The 17,413-nt window shown below is 52.0% G+C and carries 21 protein-coding genes and 1 pseudogene; 9 read left to right on the top strand and 13 right to left on the bottom strand.

The genetic code is table 11. The features are described from left to right. From B4N58_RS15330 to B4N58_RS15305, 6 genes and pseudogenes are all read left to right on the top strand, one after another. A pseudogene (locus B4N58_RS15330) lies at nt 1–671 on the top strand (DUF262 domain-containing protein); the annotation flags it as partial. 5 nt (nt 672–676) lie between these two features. Next, nucleotides 677–1,354, top strand: a complete 678-nt coding sequence (locus tag B4N58_RS15325) for a HEPN domain-containing protein (RefSeq protein WP_291750602.1) — start codon at nt 677–679, stop codon at nt 1,352–1,354. Nucleotides 1,355–1,961: 607 nt separating this feature from the next. Continuing rightward, nucleotides 1,962–2,888: an RNA polymerase sigma factor RpoH gene (gene rpoH, locus B4N58_RS15320; protein WP_291750601.1), complete on the top strand. Its 927-nt coding sequence runs from the start codon at nt 1,962–1,964 to the stop codon at nt 2,886–2,888. Nucleotides 2,889–2,961: 73 nt separating this feature from the next. After that, on the top strand, nt 2,962–3,639 hold the full coding sequence (locus B4N58_RS15315) for a glutathione S-transferase (protein ID WP_291750604.1): 678 nt from the start codon (nt 2,962–2,964) through the stop codon (nt 3,637–3,639). Nucleotides 3,640–3,654: 15 nt separating this feature from the next. After that, entirely contained in the window at nt 3,655–4,374 is a 720-nt protein-coding gene (locus B4N58_RS15310) for a hypothetical protein (RefSeq protein ID WP_291750600.1), read from the top strand. A gap of 125 nt (nt 4,375–4,499) precedes the next feature. Then, complete coding sequence (locus B4N58_RS15305; protein ID WP_291750599.1) at nt 4,500–5,135, top strand: hypothetical protein; 636 nt, start codon at nt 4,500–4,502, stop codon at nt 5,133–5,135. On the opposite strand, the gene B4N58_RS15300 is transcribed toward B4N58_RS15305, so the two are convergent. The 5 genes from B4N58_RS15300 to B4N58_RS15280 are packed head-to-tail and all read right to left on the bottom strand — an operon-like array spanning nt 5,136 to nt 9,155. After that, entirely contained in the window at nt 5,136–5,759 is a 624-nt protein-coding gene (locus tag B4N58_RS15300; RefSeq protein WP_291750598.1) for an SCO family protein, read from the bottom strand. A 5-nt stretch (nt 5,760–5,764) separates the two neighbouring features. Beyond that, complete coding sequence (cyoE, locus tag B4N58_RS15295; RefSeq protein ID WP_008247561.1) at nt 5,765–6,667, bottom strand: heme o synthase; 903 nt, start codon at nt 6,665–6,667, stop codon at nt 5,765–5,767. 8 nt (nt 6,668–6,675) lie between these two features. After that, nucleotides 6,676–7,683, bottom strand: a complete 1,008-nt coding sequence (locus B4N58_RS15290) for a COX15/CtaA family protein (protein ID WP_040512050.1) — start codon at nt 7,681–7,683, stop codon at nt 6,676–6,678. Nucleotides 7,684–7,695: 12 nt separating this feature from the next. Beyond that, nucleotides 7,696–8,328, bottom strand: coding sequence for an SCO family protein (locus B4N58_RS15285; RefSeq protein ID WP_291750597.1), 633 nt, complete (start codon nt 8,326–8,328; stop codon nt 7,696–7,698). Continuing rightward, nucleotides 8,325–9,155, bottom strand: coding sequence for an SURF1 family protein (locus B4N58_RS15280; protein ID WP_291750596.1), 831 nt, complete (start codon nt 9,153–9,155; stop codon nt 8,325–8,327). The genes B4N58_RS15285 and B4N58_RS15280 overlap by 4 nt, the downstream gene beginning before the upstream one ends. A gap of 53 nt (nt 9,156–9,208) precedes the next feature. Here B4N58_RS15280 and B4N58_RS15275 point away from each other — a divergent pair, with 53 nt between their 5' ends. After that, entirely contained in the window at nt 9,209–9,409 is a 201-nt protein-coding gene (locus tag B4N58_RS15275) for a twin transmembrane helix small protein (protein ID WP_008247552.1), read from the top strand. Between the two features lie 95 nt (nt 9,410–9,504). Here the strand turns inward: B4N58_RS15275 and B4N58_RS15270 are convergent, their stop codons facing one another. The 8 genes from B4N58_RS15270 to B4N58_RS15235 form a co-directional block, all read right to left on the bottom strand. After that, nucleotides 9,505–10,359 (bottom strand): cytochrome c oxidase subunit 3, encoded by an 855-nt coding sequence (locus tag B4N58_RS15270; protein ID WP_008247550.1) that lies wholly within the window; start codon nt 10,357–10,359, stop codon nt 9,505–9,507. A gap of 63 nt (nt 10,360–10,422) precedes the next feature. Continuing rightward, nucleotides 10,423–10,653 carry a DUF2970 domain-containing protein gene (locus B4N58_RS15265; protein ID WP_008247548.1) on the bottom strand — a complete coding sequence of 77 codons (231 nt, stop codon included), beginning with the start codon at nt 10,651–10,653 and terminating at the stop codon, nt 10,423–10,425. Beyond that, entirely contained in the window at nt 10,653–11,219 is a 567-nt protein-coding gene (locus B4N58_RS15260) for a cytochrome c oxidase assembly protein (RefSeq protein ID WP_008247546.1), read from the bottom strand. The genes B4N58_RS15265 and B4N58_RS15260 overlap by 1 nt, the downstream gene beginning before the upstream one ends. A gap of 33 nt (nt 11,220–11,252) precedes the next feature. Beyond that, nucleotides 11,253–11,390: a cytochrome oxidase small assembly protein gene (locus B4N58_RS15255; RefSeq protein WP_008247543.1), complete on the bottom strand. Its 138-nt coding sequence runs from the start codon at nt 11,388–11,390 to the stop codon at nt 11,253–11,255. Between the two features lie 126 nt (nt 11,391–11,516). Continuing rightward, nucleotides 11,517–13,121 (bottom strand): cytochrome c oxidase subunit I, encoded by a 1,605-nt coding sequence (gene ctaD, locus B4N58_RS15250; RefSeq protein WP_008247542.1) that lies wholly within the window; start codon nt 13,119–13,121, stop codon nt 11,517–11,519. A 19-nt stretch (nt 13,122–13,140) separates the two neighbouring features. Then, on the bottom strand, nt 13,141–14,259 hold the full coding sequence (gene coxB / locus B4N58_RS15245) for a cytochrome c oxidase subunit II (protein ID WP_291750603.1): 1,119 nt from the start codon (nt 14,257–14,259) through the stop codon (nt 13,141–13,143). A gap of 106 nt (nt 14,260–14,365) precedes the next feature. Next, a complete protein-coding gene (locus B4N58_RS15240; RefSeq protein WP_008247538.1) occupies nt 14,366–14,914 on the bottom strand; it encodes a DUF2244 domain-containing protein in 549 nt (182 codons plus the stop codon). A 179-nt stretch (nt 14,915–15,093) separates the two neighbouring features. Then, nucleotides 15,094–16,020: a methyltransferase domain-containing protein gene (locus tag B4N58_RS15235; protein WP_291750595.1), complete on the bottom strand. Its 927-nt coding sequence runs from the start codon at nt 16,018–16,020 to the stop codon at nt 15,094–15,096. A gap of 160 nt (nt 16,021–16,180) precedes the next feature. Here B4N58_RS15235 and B4N58_RS15230 point away from each other — a divergent pair, with 160 nt between their 5' ends. Together B4N58_RS15230 and trmL are read left to right on the top strand one after the other, a co-directional pair. Then, the gene (locus tag B4N58_RS15230; protein WP_291750594.1) at nt 16,181–16,804 is read left to right on the top strand and encodes a ComF family protein; all 624 of its coding nucleotides are present in this window, start codon (nt 16,181–16,183) and stop codon (nt 16,802–16,804) included. Then, nucleotides 16,801–17,271, top strand: coding sequence for a tRNA (uridine(34)/cytosine(34)/5-carboxymethylaminomethyluridine(34)-2'-O)-methyltransferase TrmL (gene trmL / locus B4N58_RS15225; RefSeq protein WP_291750593.1), 471 nt, complete (start codon nt 16,801–16,803; stop codon nt 17,269–17,271). The genes B4N58_RS15230 and trmL overlap by 4 nt, the downstream gene beginning before the upstream one ends. The last annotated feature ends 142 nt before the right edge of the window (nt 17,272–17,413 follow it).

Below are 17,413 nucleotides of genomic sequence, written 5' to 3'. Positions count from 1 at the left end.
TCAAATTTGGGTGCAAATCAACAGAAGATATCCGAACTACATTGGATGACCGTCCAGTTAAGGTTATTGTTTTGAACGACAAGAGTGATTTGCAGGTTCGCTTTGATCTTTTCGAGCGACTCAATACTGGAGGTGTAGCTCTCACCGATCAAGAGGTAAGGGAGTGCGTTTTTCGAGGTGAATTTATGGATATGCTCACCACGTTGGCTCAAGATGAGAACTTTAAGTGCGTTGTTCGACTCCCTGCTGCTAAATGGAAAGACGGCACGGCAGAGGACTATCTGCTCAGATTTTTTGCGTTTATCGACAAATATACAAGTTTTAATCACTCAGTTAAAGACTTCCTGAACGACTTTGCTGGAGAAGCTGCCAAAGCACCACGTATTGCAGAAAGAACGAGGATTTTTCATCGAACTTTCAACTATCTTGCTCGTAGCTTTCCAGACGGACTTAAAACTCGCCTCGGGACAACACCCGTTAATTTGTTTGAAGGTGTATCCGTAGGGGCTGCTCTAGCACTCAATGTTAATGAACAGCTCTTGGTACCAAACAACACTTCCTGGATCCAGTCCAAGGAAATGCGTGACCTAACGACGGGCGCAACTAATAGTAGAAAACGAGTGGTTGGCCGGGTTGAGCTGGCTAGAGATTATTTTCTCGGTGCAAGTTAAGTTACGTGTTCAAAGGTCAACCTTTCAAAGAGGAACTATCCTTACGTCTAACAGCCATTCGCAGGCTGTTGGATGCCACACATAGTTCAACAGCAGATGAATCTGAGGATTCTTCAAGCACCGATGCCAGTAGGGATGCTCGAGGACTGGCTATCTTGTTGATGTTCGCGTGCTATGAGAACCTAATTACGTCCATTTGCAGAAGACTGCTCGAAATAGCGCAAACGCTGCGTGTCGGAAACCGCAGGCTTAAACGTGGTTTTCAACTATTTGCCATTCATAATCAATTGCAATCGCTATCAAATGTTTCGGAGAGAAAAATTTGGCAGGAAACAGGCATACGCCTTTTGGATACCGTTCTGGATTCTCGTAACTGCAGTATTAATCCTGATTTGTTCCCGGTTGACGGGAGCTTTATGAAACGTTCTCAAATCGAACTTTTATTTCAGCTTTTCGAACTTGGGGACCCGGGTGTAATCTTAAAAGAGGTTTGGGGGAGGTTGGATACCGTAGTGGCAGAACGAAATCAGATTGCACATGGCAACCTCACATCCGAGGAAGTAGGTCGAAGATACTCAATTGCTGAGATTAATCACCTGATCAACCTCTGGGAACAGCGTTGGTGCGATTTTATTGATCACATTGAGTCATCGGCGCAAACAAGAAACTTCTTCCGAATATAAAGCCAATTAAATTCCCCGAGTAAATGCAGCTTGGAATCAGTGAAACCAACCTAAAACAACAGAACATCTAATCCTCAAAAGCTTCTAGATACTGCCAGTTCTTTAACATTCTTCTTCGTGGAAAATTAATTTTTCGATGGTAATAGAAATCGATTGCCGATAATGAACGATGTGAACGCCTAGGCTGCGCAACAGCAAAGGAGACGCGAATGTCGAAATTTAGTTTCAACTTGATCACCAGCCCATGGCTTTTGAATCTAAGAACGAGTGCGCAGCCGAATTAAATCCTGTAGTGATTTGCCCGCACAGCCCGGTCTTGGGTCGACTTTTTAAAGTCGCGTCAGTGATTAAGTGGTGATTAGGCAGAATTGTCATAGAAAAGATGTTCGCAACTGCAGTGGAGTTCCAATGTACGTGAATTACGGAAAATGATTCTCATCTACAAAAATGACAAAAATCTGAATTTAATGACAAATGACATGAACGACGACACTTTAATAGTTCAGAACAGTTGAAAACCGGAACTTTTGGGTGGATTAGCACTCCTAAACGAAGAGTGCTAAAATTAAATGGAAATCGGTTCATTAATTCGGAGAACACCGCAATCATGACCACTGCATTGACCCTTGCTAACACACGCGCCGCTGGCAACAGCCTTGCTGTGCGCGACCCATGGGCGCTGGTGGCCCGTGGCCCGCTTGGCAACCTAGATGCCTACATTTCAGCCACACACCAAATTCCCATGCTGTCCCCCGAGGAAGAAGTTGAGCTCGGCGAACGCCTGCAGCGCGACAATGACCTTGAAGCCGCCCGCCGCTTGGTGCTTAGCCACCTGCGCTTGGTGGTGGCCGTGGCACGCCAATACCTTGGCTATGGCTTGCCCCATGCCGATCTCATTCAAGAGGGCAATATCGGCCTGATGAAGGCAGTGAAACGCTTTGACCCCACGCGTGGCGTGCGCCTGGTCAGCTTTGCGCTGCACTGGATCAAGGCGGAAATTCACGAATACATTATTCGCAACTGGCGCATGGTGAAAATGATCACCACCAAGGCGCACCGCAAGCTGTTTTTTAACCTGAACAGCTTCAAAAAATATGGTCAAACCCTCTCGCCAGACCAAATCAACGAGGTGGCCAGCGAGTTGAATGTGCGCCCCGAAGACGTATACGACATGGAACGTCGCATGGCTGGCCATGAATTCAGCCTTGACCCGGTTGTAGACATAGACAGTGAAGAAAACAGCTACAACCCCGTGCGCTATTTGGCCGCTGAAGGTGCTGAGCCCACTGAAGTGCTGGAGGGTGCCAACATGGAACGCCTGCACAGCGAGGGCCTGGACATGGCCCTGGCCAGCCTGGACGAACGCAGCCAGCGCATTATTTCCAGCCGCTGGCTGGCTGGCGAGAACGCCAAAACCCTTCACGACCTGGCTGCAGAGCTGGGTGTATCGGCCGAGCGGGTGCGCCAAATTGAAACCCAGGCCATGAAAAAAATGAAAACAGCCTTGCTGAAATACGAACACGGCGAGGTTTAAAACAAGGCTGTAATCATTTTGGGTGAAAACTAACCTACACTAAGGGCTTGGCAACAAGCCCTTTTTTATGACCATGATCGAAGTACACCACCTGGAACACTCACGCTCACAGCGTATTATCTGGCTGCTTGAAGAACTCGGCCTGCCTTACAAGGTAACCCGCTATGCACGCGATGCCAAAACTTACCTGGCCCCGCCCGAGTTGCTAAAAATTCACCCCTTGGGAAAATCGCCTGTCATTACCGACGGTGACATTACCGTGGCTGAGAGCGGCGCCATTGTGGAGTACCTGATCGACAAGGCAGGCGGCAAGTTTCGCCCGGCAGCAGGTACCCAGGCCCACCGGGATTACACTTACTGGATGCACTTTGCCGAAGGCACCGCCATGCCCCCATTGGTCATGACACTGGTGTTCAATAAAATCGAGAATGCACCGGTACCCGCCTTGCTGAAACCCATTGTGCTGCCAATTGCGCGAGGCATTTCAAAGCAGGTAAAAAGCAGCTTCATCAACCCCAACCTTGAAAAGCAGTTTGCTTACATTGAAAGTGTGCTGGCCAAGAGTGAGTGGTTTTGTGGCGGCGAGATGACTGGCGCTGACTTCATGATGAGCTTTCCGCTGGAAGCGGCCATGAGCCGCGCAGAAAGCATCAACAACATGCCCAAAATTGCGGCCTACGTGAAACGCATTCACGCCATGCCAAGCTTTAAGAAAGCACTGGAAGTGGGCGGTCCGTACAACTACGCTTAACCACACTTAGTACCCATGAACGCAGCAAGCACGTCCATTGAACAACAGGCAAAAATCACCCAGATCAGCGGCAATGTGCAGTTGATTCGGGATGGTTTTTTTCTGCCCGCGCAAGCCGGCATGCTTTTGTTGCCGGGCGATCGCGTACTCAGTGATGCTGCGGGCAAGGCTGTTATCGAGTTCACTGGCGTGAAAGATGCACTGATTGTTGAGAAGGGTGCAGCTGCCACCTTCAACCTGGAAGTGGTTGAAATGGACCAGGTACCGCAGTGGATAGCCACCGACCTGTATGGCCAGGGCGTCTACTTCGAAAGCCAACAAGCCACTGAAAACACCGCTGGCTCGGCAGACACCCCAGACCTGTTCGGCCTGTTCGGCACAAGCAGCGCCGGTGGCGAATCAACAGGCTACCCAGTGCTGGAAAGCCTGGTATTTCTGGGCGCAACGGCCGCCATATACAGCGACAACGAAGACAACACAAACACCACTGAAACCACCAGCACCACTGAATCGGGCAACAACAACGATTCAGGCACTGGCGGCAACAACCCACCCCCGCCGGCCCCCACGCCCCAGCCCGAAGAGCCAGCAGCGGGCCCCCTGGACGCTGTGCTCGCCCCCGTGACCGATGCGCTGGACGGTTTGCTGTCTACCCTTGGCGCCCCCTCCCCAGTCGGTAGCCTGCCCCTTCCTTTGCAAGCCAACAGCAACGTAGCCAACCTGCCTACCGAGTAAGCACGAGAGAACTTCTGTTCTGCACAACGGACGTAGCGTGATGCATAAAACTATGCGCTACGCGAATACGCTTATTCACTGAATAAGATGTCGGTTGAACGCGGCGGCACAGGACCTATTTTTTTATGAGCGACAAACCACACTTCGGAATCGATTTTTCCGAAGCAAAAACAATTGTCAGCACTGGCAAACCTCTCGAATTCATCACACGCCCCAAATTCGATTTAACAACCCTTTACGCCTTCACCACACCAGCGGGAGTACAACGCGCAAGCGGCCCCTGCGCTTTGGGCACCATTCTTCACCACCATGACATTGGCTGGAACCACCTGCCCAAAGACCGGCACGGCCACCCATTGAACGACCCCTACATTCACGAAATCATGCGCTGGGCCAATTGCCCAGACCTGCTCAGTGGAAGCATGGGCACCTCGCCGGCCACCATGCTGGAGGGTTTGAGAAAAGCCAGACTTGTCGCCGATTGGTACGCCGGCAACGCAGCGCAAGCCACACTGAAGCTGATTCGTAACGAGTTGTGTGAAGGCAGGCCAGTGATTGTACTGATCAATCACAGCCCCGAAGGTGAACCTTTGTTGCTGGAATGGGAGGTGGTGTTCAATATTGACAACGACACCGTAAGCTCGAAGCGCGCACACGCAGCGCATCAGGACAAGAACCGCCCCTTGGCCCAATTCACAGCACAAATGACCATGAATTTGCAGCCACTGAGTTGTAGCGCAATTACTGCGCGAAAAGACTAATTATTTGCCGTCGAGAATTTGCTCAACGTCGCTAACCACGGGAGCAGAATCTGCGTTGTGGCGAACCAGCAAGCGCGCGCGACCTTGCTGGTCGAACACATAACTGGCTGAAGTGTGGTCCATCAGGTAATTATCGGGCGTACTGCCTTCGACCTTGCCCGCGTACACCCGCAACCCAGCCAACAAAGGCTTCAGTTCGTCGGAAGACTCTGCAGTAAGCGCATCAAAGGTGGGGTTGAATTGGGGCACATACTTTTTAAGCAGTTCGGGGGTGTCGCGCTCAGGGTCAACAGACACAAACAGCACTTGCAAATTGTCGCCCTTCTCGCCCAGCCTGGCTTTCACCTCGCTCCATTGCTGCATGGTAATGGGGCACACATCGGGGCAATGGGTGTAGCCAAAAAACATGGCTACCACCTTGCCTTTGTAGCTTTCCATGGTGCGCTCAGTGCCCGACAAGTCTTTCAACTTGAAATTGGCCACCAAGGATGAGCCGGTGATGTCGGTATTGGTAAAACTGGCAGGGCCTGTATTACATGCGGACAGCAATGCCACCGCACCAAAAGCCAACCAGGTTTTTAACCGCGTGCCTACTGAATCGAGCTGCTTGAATACACTGCGCATACTGCTTACACCGTTACATAATGATCGACCAACAAGGCCGCAAACAAAAACGCCAGATAGGCGATGGAATACGTGAATGCCTTTTTGGCCAAGGCATCGCTGTAGTTTTTCCAGATTTTGTAACCATACCCGATGAAAATGGCGTTCAGCACCACAGCGCTGACCAGGTAAATCAGCCCGCTCATTTTCATGGCGAATGGGATCAGCGTGGTGGCCGCCAGCATGATGGTGTACAAAAACACATGAAACTGGGTAAACGCAGCGCCATGGGTAACTGGCAGCATGGGCAGACCAGCACGTGCATATTCCTGAGTGCGATACAAAGCCAGCGCCCAAAAATGCGGCGGGGTCCACACAAAGATAATCAGGAACAGCACCAATGCTTCAGCAGACACACTGTTGGTGACAGCGGCCCAGCCCAGCACCGGAGGCATGGCACCCGATGCACCACCAATCACAATGTTTTGAGGCGTATTGGGCTTTAACAGCAGAGTGTAAATAATGGCGTACCCAACAAAGGTGGCCAATGTGAGCCACATGGTCAGCGGGTTTACAAACACATACAAAATCCACACGCCCACACCGCCCACCATGCTGGAGAAGACCAGTGTTTGAACTGAATTCAGTTCACCACGGGGCAAGGGCCGGGCGCGGGTGCGCGCCATTTTTGCGTCAATTTGCTGTTCAACCAGACAATTGAAGGCTGCCGCAGCGCCTGCCACTAGCCAAATGCCCAAGGTACCTGCAATCAGCACTTGGGCGTTGGGCAAACTGGGGGTTGCCAAAAACATGCCAATAACTGCACAGAACACGATCAAGGCCACCACGCGTGGCTTGGTCAATGTCCAGTACTGTTTGGCCACGTGAGAAAAACTACTCACGGCTTTTGTTTTTTCAACGGATGGCATGTTGAGCCTTATGAAATTCGATGGCGATTGCCCGCAACCCGATAGTTTACCAAGATCAGGGTGACCAGCAACAGCGCCGCGCCCCCATTGTGCGCCACGGCCAACCACAAAGGCAATTGAAACACCACGTTGCCAATGCCCATGGCAATTTGTAACGCCAGCACTGCCACCAATTTAATGGCCAAGGGTTTGGTACCGGGGTTGCGCCACAAGGCGAATGCCAGGAAGCCCAAAATACCAGTCACCACCAAAGCGCCGATGCGGTGAATGAAGTGAATCGCGGTCAGCGAGGCCACATTCAAAATTTCACCTTCGGGTGTTTCACCCAAATGGCGAACAATGTGGAATGCGTCCTTGAACTCCATGTGCGGCCAAAAGCTTCCCTGACAGGTTGGGAAATCGGTGCACACCACAGCGGCGTAGTTGGTACTAACCCAACCGCCCAGAATGATTTGAGCTGCAACAGCCACAAAGCCCACACGGGCCAGCAGACGCAGTCCGCCCATGTCGCGAGGCGGTGCCACGGTGCGGGCATTGTTGGTTTGGCGAAGCCACAGCCAGGTCAGCATGCCCAAAATAGTCATGCCACCGATCAAGTGGCCAGTGACAATCGCAGGCTTCAGCAGCATGGTGACAGTCCACGCACCAAAGGCACCTTGCAAACAGACCGCAAAAAACAGCCAAGTGGCCAGCGCGGGCGATTGCTTCAACTCGGCCCGCTTTTTCCAAGCCATCACCATAATGCCGATAATCAGGAAACCCAGGAAAGTGGCCACATACCGGTGCGCCATTTCTTTCCAGGCCTTGGGCATGGAAACCGGCCCGTGTGTACCGCCCTGAACCTCCACTGCCTGGGCGATTTCCTCTGCAGCCTGTGTTGGCGTGAGTTTGCCATAACAGCCAGGCCAGTCCGGGCAACCCAAACCAGCGTCGGTCAGGCGCACAAATGCGCCCAACATGATCAAAAGGAATGTAAGAACTGTGGTGAATGCGACCAAACGCTTATAACTGCTCATGCTGCTCTCGTTTTATCCGATGTTTGAAGCCCACAACAGGCGGCTGATGTCTTTGCGAAACTTGTCGAACTGAAGGGTGTTGTTGGGTGGGAAACGCATCATGACGTGGCCCAACGGGTCGGCAACAAAAACATGGTCACGCACGGTCCCAATGTCCGCACTGCCCTTGTTGCCCACAATGCCCTGCTCCAGGGGCAACCAGCCTTTCAGCTGATCTTCACTGGCACGCACAAAATGCACATCGGGGAACTGTCGCAACAGCAAGATTTCCAGGGGGCCGTCGTCGGTAACAAACACCACACGCTCAATGCGACCTTGCTCTTTGCCTTTCGAGGCACGGGCCTGTCGCTGGAAGTACATGGTGTTTTGGCATACTTCATCACAGTCACTGTTGATCACCTGGATCAACACCCACTTGTCGGCCACCTGCTGCATGGTGAAATCGTCGCCGTTGATGTTTTTGAATACATCGGTCGATACATTCACCTGCGGATCCAGAATGGTGCCGTAATTGTTCGTACCTTCGGGTTTGTCAAAAAAGTACAAATAGAAGGCCGCCGCAATGGGCAATGCGCAAGTTAGAAACACCAACAAAATGGTAATTCGGCCTTTGTTCAGCTTCGCGGGTGCGCTGGCTGCGTTCATCTTTTATTCCCTTTGTAAAACTCGCTTCGAAAAAACTCTCGGTACACAAAAAACAGGGTCAGCAACACCAACACCGCCGACATGGTAAACCATTGAAAGGCATAACCCTTGTGCTTGGCCACTTGTTCTTGCAGCGGCACCGCCAGGTGATAAAAACCGCCTACCATACGCGCCTGTGGCTGTTGCCCGGCAGTTTGCGCCACCGGCTGCTGGGTTACTACAAAATTGCTCACTGATTGACCAGTGCGCTTTTCAAATTCCTTTCCACTAAAATTGGACCACACCTCATAGCCATTGCTTTGAGCTTTCACAATGTCGTCAGTCTCACCCAAGGCCATGCCCCGCAATTCAGCCGACTGGGCAAAGCGCGGCAAGATGGTACCTTGTAAATCAAAAAGCTCACCTGCTTGCACGGCTTCAGTGGGCATGGGTGGCGCAAGGCGTGGCTCAGCGGGATTTCGCAACAACAAGCCTCGATCGACCGGTATTAAAAAGCTTGCACCCTCTGGCCGAAAACCTTGCACCACCTGAACTGCCGGCCTTCCATTTACCTGACGATTGTCTATATATATCAGGGCTTTGGCTTCGAACCTACCCCTCAATTCAATTTTCCGGTAGGACAAATTGTCCAAGTCCAAACTGGCACTGGCTGGAGACACTGGCTCGGCCGCCAATGCGCGGGCTTGCGATTCAAACAGGGTTTGTTTTTGGAATGCCCGGCTGGTTTGCCATTGGCCCAAGCTGAAGGTAAGCCACACCAGGCCAGCGCCAATTAACAGGGTAAGGATCAGCTTGACTTTGCCGGGTGTTTTCACTGCATTAACCATGACATACTTCCACTTGTGTGCTGTACACGGTTAGTTTTTGAAAGGTGTTCACCATGAAGTTGATCATTGGCCTGGCGTTCCTGGGCATTCTTGCAAGCCTGGGTTCGGCTTTTTTCTTTCTCATGAAAGACAAAAGCAAATCCAGTCGAACTGTAAACGCATTAACCATGCGCATCGGTTTGTCCATCGCGCTGTTCCTGCTGATTCTTTTTGCCTGGTACATGGGCTGGATAGAGTCAACTGGCATTCGATAAGTTCAATGTAAGCTCGATATCCAAAAAAAAGCCACCGGAGTTTTCCAGTGGCTTTTTTAATTGTGTGTTTTACAGTCTGGCAGGAAATTCCCGCGTTACAGCCAGTAAACCACCACGTACAAGCCCAACCACACCACGTCCACGAAGTGCCAATACCAGGCTGCAGCTTCAAAAGCGAAGTGGCTGTCTGGTGTGAAGTGGCCCTTGATACAGCGAATCATGATGAAGAACAGCATGATGGCGCCAATGGTCACGTGGAATCCGTGGAAACCGGTCAGCATGAAGAAGGTTGAGCCGAAAATGCCTGAGGTCAATTTCAGGTTCAAATCGCGGTAAGCGTGAATATATTCATAGGCCTGGAAGCCCATGAAAATTGCGCCCAACAACACGGTTAGCGCCAAACCCCAAATCAACTGTGAACGCTTGTTGGCGATCAGGGCATGGTGCGCCCAGGTCAAGGTAAGGCCTGAGGTGAGCAGCAATGCGGTGTTGATGGTTGGAATAGGCCATGGACCCATGGTTTGGAACGCATCGACTGTTCCCGCTGGGCCAGTGTTGGGCCAGTTGGCGGTGAAGTCGGGCCACAGGAACGCTTTGTTGTCGATATCACCAAGCCAAGGCATTGCAATTTGACGGGCATAAAACAAAGCACCGAAAAACGCGGCAAAGAACATGACTTCAGAGAAGATGAACCAGCCCATGGACCAGCGGAAAGACACATCGACGCGGGCACTGTACTGACCACTTTCAGACTCGCCCACCACATGCTTGAACCAGCCGGTCAGCACATAAATAAGAATACCCATGCTGAGTGCGAACAGGTAAGGGCCCGCTTCCGAGCCGTTTACCCACTGGGACATGCCCAGTACAAAAAAGAACATGGCCACTGCGCCAAGCACAGGCCACTGGGACAAGCCGGGCACAAAGTAATATGGTGCATTCGCACGCATGGTGGTTTCTCCTATTTCTTTAATTTAGATGCTTCGATACTGCAACAGCAAGTTCCGTACGGCTTAAGCGGAACTCACCACAAAATTTACCAATACCAGTAAGCCGACTACAAAACCAGCGGCTGCCAGCAGACCCACAATGATGACGTGGACCGGATTTAACTTCTGCATGTCTTCAGAGTGATTTTTACCCTTTCGGACACCGAAAAATGACCACAACACGGCCGACAAAGTTTGCAGAAAAGTGGCTGTGCTCGCTTTACGCGATGCGGCCTCTTTGATGTCTTCCGACATTATTCTGCTGCCATGGCTGTCGCGCCGGCCACTTCAAAAAATGTATAACTCAAGGTGATGGTGTGTACGTCTTGTGGCAACTTGGGGTTGATCACAAACACCACCGGAAACTCTTTGGTTTCACCCGCTTTGAATGGTTGCTGTTTAAAGCAGAAACATTCCAGCTTGGTGAAGTGCTCAGCAGCTTTGCTGGGCAAATAACTGGGTATAGCCTGGCCTGCAGTGTCATTCTTCAAATTGTTGTACACCACATAGTTCATGGTGACCAACTCGCCAGGATGAACCATCATTCGATTGGTCTCGGGCTTGAACTGAAACTTGCCCCGCTCATTGGCATCGAAAATAACTTCAATGCTTCGGCTTTTGTCCACCTGGGTGTTTTTCACAATCTCTTCCGCATTTTTGGTTTGCGGTGTCAATACGTTGATCCCGGTGATTTCACAAATGGCCTTGTAAATGGGCACCAATGCATAACCAAAGGCAAACATGGCCACAACAATCACGACAAGGCGCACCACCATCTGTTTGTGCAAACCGCTTGTTTTCGGACTATTTTCATTGGCCATGCTGCTTTACCTCTACTGCAAATTCATTAAAACCTAGTTCACCAAACTCAAGATGCTGGGTTCCATCACCTTACGAATCAGAATGCCGATGAAAAACACGGCGGCCACTGACAGCAAAATCAAACCTGTGCGCTTGTTTTGTTTGGCTTTCTCTTTTTCTTCAGGGGTCACGCTTACTTCCTTGCTGAACCTATTCGTTGTGTAAAAAAGCCTTGCCTGCCAAATGCCCAACCAAAGCTGCTTTACGCAACGGGGGGTTGGTAAAACCAAACCCCCATTGTTAAACCCGCTAGTGAATTACTTCACTGTGGGTGGATCTTCAAAAGTGTGGAACGGTGCTGGTGATGGAACAGTCCACTCCAGGCCTTCGGCACCTTCCCATGGCTTGGCAGGTGCTGCCTCGCCTTTCTGGAACATCCATGCGCGCAGTACGCACCACAGGAAGATCAACTGGGACAAACCGAACCAGAATGCACCAATAGTAGCAATGGCGTGGAAGTCAGTGAACTGTGTGGCGTAGTCGGCGTAGCGACGTGGCATACCCGCCAAACCCAGGAAGTGCATTGGGAAGAAAGTGACGTTGAAGCTGATCAGTGAAGACCAGAAGTGCCACTTGCCCAATGTTTCGCTGTACATGCGACCAGACCACTTTGGCAACCAGTAGTAAGTACCTGCAAACAAGGCAAACAGTGAGCCAGCAACCAATACATAGTGGAAGTGAGCCACCACGTAGTAGGTGTCTTGCAACTGAATGTCAACAGGCGCTACGGCCAGAATAAGTCCCGTGAAGCCGCCCATGGTGAACACGAAAATGAAGCCCACGGCAAACAGCATTGGGGTTTCAAACGTCATGGAGCCTTTCCACATGGTGGCCAGCCAGTTAAACACCTTCACGCCTGTGGGTACCGCAATCAACATGGTTGCGTACATGAAGAACAACTGGCCTGTGACTGGCATGCCGGTTGTGAACATGTGGTGCGCCCAAACAATGAAGGACAGAATCGCGATGGACGCTGTGGCGTACACCATGGAGCTGTAACCGAACAGTGTTTTGCGTGCAAAGGTGGGCACAATGTGGCTGATGATGCCGAAGGCCGGCAAAATCATGATGTATACCTCGGGGTGACCGAAGAACCAGAAAATGTGCTGGTACATCACGGGGTCGCCGCCGCCGGCTGCGTTAAAGAACGATGTGCCGAAATGGCGATCGGTCAACACCATGGTGATGGCACCAGCCAACACGGGCATTACCGCGATCAACAGGTAGGCAGTGATCAGCCAGGTCCATGCGAACATCGGCATTTTCATCAAGGTCATGCCGGGAGCGCGCATGTTCAGGATGGTTGTGATGATGTTGATGGAGCCCATGATCGACGAGGCACCCAGAATGTGCATCGCGAAAATGGCTGCATCCATGCCAGGGCCCATTTGCACCGACAATGGTGCGTACAGAGTCCAGCCAGCGGCAGTTGCGCCACCAGGCATGAAGAACGATGCTGTCAGAATGATCGCCGCAGGCACCATCAGCCAGAAGCTGAAGTTGTTCATGCGGGCAAAAGCCATGTCAGAACAGCCGATTTGCAGAGGAATCATCCAGTTGGCAAAACCCACGAATGCAGGCATTACCGCACCGAACACCATGATCAAACCGTGCATGGTGGTGAGCTGGTTGAAAAACTCGGGCTGAACCAGTTGCAGGCCGGGTGCAAACAGTTCTGCACGCAGCATCAGCGCCAACACACCGCCTTCCAGCAGCATGATGAACGAGAAAATCAGGTACATGGTACCGATGTCTTTGTGGTTGGTTGCGTACAACCAACGGCGCCAACCATGCGGGTGGTCGTGCGCGTGGTCATGGTCGTGACCATGGCCGTGGGTTAAATCTGCCGCGGTAGTGCTCATGTAAATCTCCTAAGCAATATTAACGTGCAGCCGTAACAGCACTTGGCTGAACAACCGGGTCGGTACCTGTGCCAGCATTGGCCCAAGCGTTTCGTGTGTATGTAATTACTGAAGCAATTTCAACGTCGCTCAACTGCTTCCACGCTGGCATGCCAGCGCCCTTGCCGTTCAGCAAAATTGCAATTTGATCAGCCTGCGGACCTACCACTGAAGGTGCAGCCACCAGCGCAGGGAATGCGCCGGGGATGCCTTCACCAGAAGCCTGGTGACAAGCCGCACAGTTGGCGTTGTACACCTGCTCGCCACGGGCGACCAGATCTTCCTTGGTCCATTCCTTGGTGGGGTCGTCTTGTTTGGCTTTCATTTCGTCAAGCTTGGCCTGTACCCACTTGGAGTAGTTTTCTTCAGACATTACTTCGACAACGATAGGCATGTAGGCGTGGTCTTTGCCGCACAGTTCAGCACACTGACCGCGATAGATGCCTTCTTTCTCAGCCTTGAACCAGGTGTCACGCACGAAACCGGGGATCGCATCCTGCTTCACGCCAAAGGCGGGAATCATCCAGGCGTGAATGACGTCGTTGGCGGTTGTCACCACGCGAACTTTCTTGTTCACAGGCACCACCACGTGGTTGTCCACTTCCATCAGGTAGTTTTCACCACGTGCAACGGCTTGGCCTTCATGGTCGTCAATTTGATCGCGAGGTGTGGTCAACGTGGACAGGAAGGCAATGCCTTCGCCCTCGCCGGCCAGGTACTCATAACCCCACTTCCACTGGTAACCAGTCGCCTTGATGGTGAGGTCGGCGTTGGAGGTGTCTTTCATCGCAACCACTGTTTTGGTTGCGGGCAAAGCCATGCCGATTACGATCAGGAAAGGAACGATGGTCCATGCAATTTCAACTTTTACACTTTCGTGGAAAGAGGCCGACTTTGCGCCCTTTGACTTGCGGTGCGCGTAGATTGAGTAAAACATCACGCCAAACACGGCAACGAAAATAACCAGACAGATCACCAACATCAGCGTGTGCAAATCGTAGATTTGACGCGCGATTTCAGTAACCGGTTCAGCGAGGTTGTACTGCAGGGGTTGCCCAGAAACATTCTCGGCAAACGCTGCACCTCCGAAGGATGTCATCGCAATTGCAGCAGCCGAAGCAACAGCTTTGCGAATACCCAAGGACGACTTCAACATGGCGATCCTCAATCTCAAAAAAAATATCAAACTGGTGGAAGCCGCATGCCTAAAAAGAACATGCTGCCCTGGCCAACGCTGCTTTCAATTCACGGTGCAGCGCTGACTTGTCTTTTTCGGCAATAAATTTGCCTATTTTTACTTGTTGGCCCTTGTGACTGAACAACAAAGGCGCTTTGTATTTTCCGTTGTAGCTTAATTTGGCCCATTGGGGCGACCATTCAAGCTGGGTCAGTTTGGTGCCATCGGCCATCACCAGCGTTAACTGGTTCGGCTGAAGTTCGATCATTTCGTAATCAGCCGCATGCCTCGCGTAAATTACGAATGCCGTTCCCACCAAGAACAACTCGATTCCGGCAAAGGGCAAAACGATCCAGAAACCTGCCAACAAAAAGCCAAAGGCAATCACCAAGGTGATTACGCACAAGCTGGCATACCATTGCAAAAGCTGCTTGGGACTGAGCGAACAATTGCGCCGAAAGACCCACCTGTTGCCTTGAGGCGAGTAGTTTTGCCCGCCGCTGCCACTTGTATCAACCTTGCCAACGTTACCGCTTGGTGCATTCGCTGAACTTGAAATTTCTGGAATCATGCCCATTTACCTCTCAGAGAGCAGTCATTCAGATCCAATGCACGCCCAAAAGAGTGCATTAAAACCTTCGAATTATAGGCTCAAGGCTTTAAAGCAAGCAATAAGACAGGTGCAATCCGCGCCTGATTTCCCCGAAATAAGTTAAAAACAATGCGCTACATTTGAAAATGCTGCGTAGCAGCAAGCTATTTCGAGCCTTTGCGCCCTTTGATGTCTGAAATTTTTACAGTGGCCACATCGGTTTTGGCTTTTCTTTTGACTTTCCAGGCATGCCCGTAAACCAGCTCTAGAGTGAGTGGAATGCGGCCTGTTTCAGGATTTCGCAGCTGCTCAAGGTAAAGGCTTGCCTCAGAAAACTGGCGTGGCGTTCGCAAACCCTGCTTGCGTGTTTCCAGGTGGTTGCCACACAAGGCGCGCCAGTCCTCAATCAATTTGGCTGGCGAACTGTAAGTCAGCGTCAGTTTTTCCATCTCCATAACTGGGTCTGAAAAACCCTGCTTGCTCATCAGGTCCCCGAGATCATGCATGTCGGCAAAATCAGGGAAAGGCTCGCCCATGGCTTGCGCAAGGCCTTGCAATTCACGAGCGGTATCAGGACCAAAACAACTGAAAAACACGCCGCCTTCAGGTTTCAACACACGCAGCCATTCGGCCAGGCATTGACCAGGGTCGGCAACCGCATGCAGCCACAACGGCGACCAAACCATGGCCTGGCTCTCGCTGGGCAAAGGCAAAGGGCTGTTGATTGGCAGTGCAATTGCTGCAGAAGGCTTGGGCGCAGCCCGGCCGGGCCACAGTTTGGCCAAAAAAGAAGCGGCTGCCTGTTCGAGCTGCTCTACAGGCAAGCTGATCGCCTTGGGTGCAAATACCGCAAATTCACGCCCAACAAACAAGGATTTGACATTCGGCAAGGCCGAGGGGTGTAACCAACCTTGATGCACCACCCCTCCCTCGACCGGGCGCATGATCTGCGCACGGTTCACCATGCGTTGGTTGACTTCTTCAAGTATGAAAGGCAATGGCTTTGCGGCGCGCCGCAACCATTGGTACGCCAAGGCGTTGTTAGACCGGGGAATTTTCCAGAACTGCGAGGACATTGTGGGACTAGCCATTTCAGCAAAAAGGTGGTGCCGTCTATTCTATAGAACTTGCCAGAGTATGGGCGGCGCCATGGTGCCGGGGCGCTGCATGGCCTGCCAAACACCGCTGCATAAAAGCGCTTCGAACAGTAGCGCCGAGTTTGAGCGCTTTGTTTGTGGCCACTGCGAGACCATGATCCATAAGCGCGACGCCGTGCGCTGCAAACGATGCGCGCTGGCGCTTGGCCCGCGCCTGCAGGCGTTTGGGTGGACACATTGCCGACACTGCAAACCCGAGCTTGAACACAGCGCACTAGCGCCTTTGGAATGCGTGGTGTGTAGCGATTACGTGGCGCCGTTTGATCAATGGATTGCTTTGATGAAATACGGCAATCACCATGGCATGGCCCGATTTATGGGCTATTGGCTGGGCACAAAGGCGCTTGAAATGGGCCTGGATTTGCCCGATGTATTGTTGCCTGTGCCGGTGAGCCCGGACAAATTAAGGCGGCGCGGCTATAATCAAGCCGCTTTGATAGCCCGACATTTGGGGCGGCGTATTCAACGACCGGTGCGCACGCACTGGCTGATCAAAACCCAGGAACTCGACGCGCAGGCGACGTTGAGCCGTGAGGACCGACTGCTGAATTTGCAGGGGGCTTTCAGGGCAACACTTTGCATACCCGCCAATATCCGAATTGGCTTGGTCGACGATGTGATTACCACTGGGGCCACCATTCAAAGCTGCAAGGCCGCACTTTACAAAGCGGGAGCTGAATCAATTGTAACCATGGCAGTGTGCAGGACTCCAGAATGATTAATGTTGTATTGGTTGAACCGGAAATTCCGCCCAACACGGGCAATGTGATTCGCTTGTGTGCCAACACTGGCGTGCAGTTGCACTTGGTTGAGCCTTTGGGTTTTCCACTGGAAGATGCCCGCATGCGGCGCGCTGGGCTTGATTACCACGAGTATGCAAACATGTTGGTCCACCCTGGCTGGGAGGCGTTTCTCGACCGCCAACAACCCAACCCGCAACGCTGCTTTGCAATGACGACGAAAGGCAAACACTCACCTTTCGATGTGAAATTTCAAGCTGGTGATTACTTGATGTTTGGCAGTGAAACCCGAGGACTTTCCGAGGAGGTGCGCAACTGGTTTGCCCGAGAGAACTGGCTGCGCTTGCCGATGCGCCCGGAGAGCCGGTCGCTGAACCTGTCAAATTCGGTGGCGGTGATGGTGTACGAGGCTTGGCGGCAGCTGGGGTTTGAAGGCGGAAGCTAGGGATTACTTGCCAGCCAACCAGTTTGCCTGGGTTCCGATCTCTCGCCAGAAAACCTGTTGATCCCTTGCTGAGCCTTGCGATGCCTGAGAATGACCCTCCTAAACTGCGGGTCTGGTCCGTTCTCTGTCGCCCATGCTGGGC

It is taken from the genome of Limnobacter sp. UBA3528 (assembly GCF_002377005.1).
In the GTDB taxonomy this organism is placed as follows: Bacteria; Pseudomonadota; Gammaproteobacteria; order Burkholderiales; family Burkholderiaceae_B; genus Limnobacter.
This window is presented reverse-complemented; position numbering and strand designations above follow the sequence as displayed.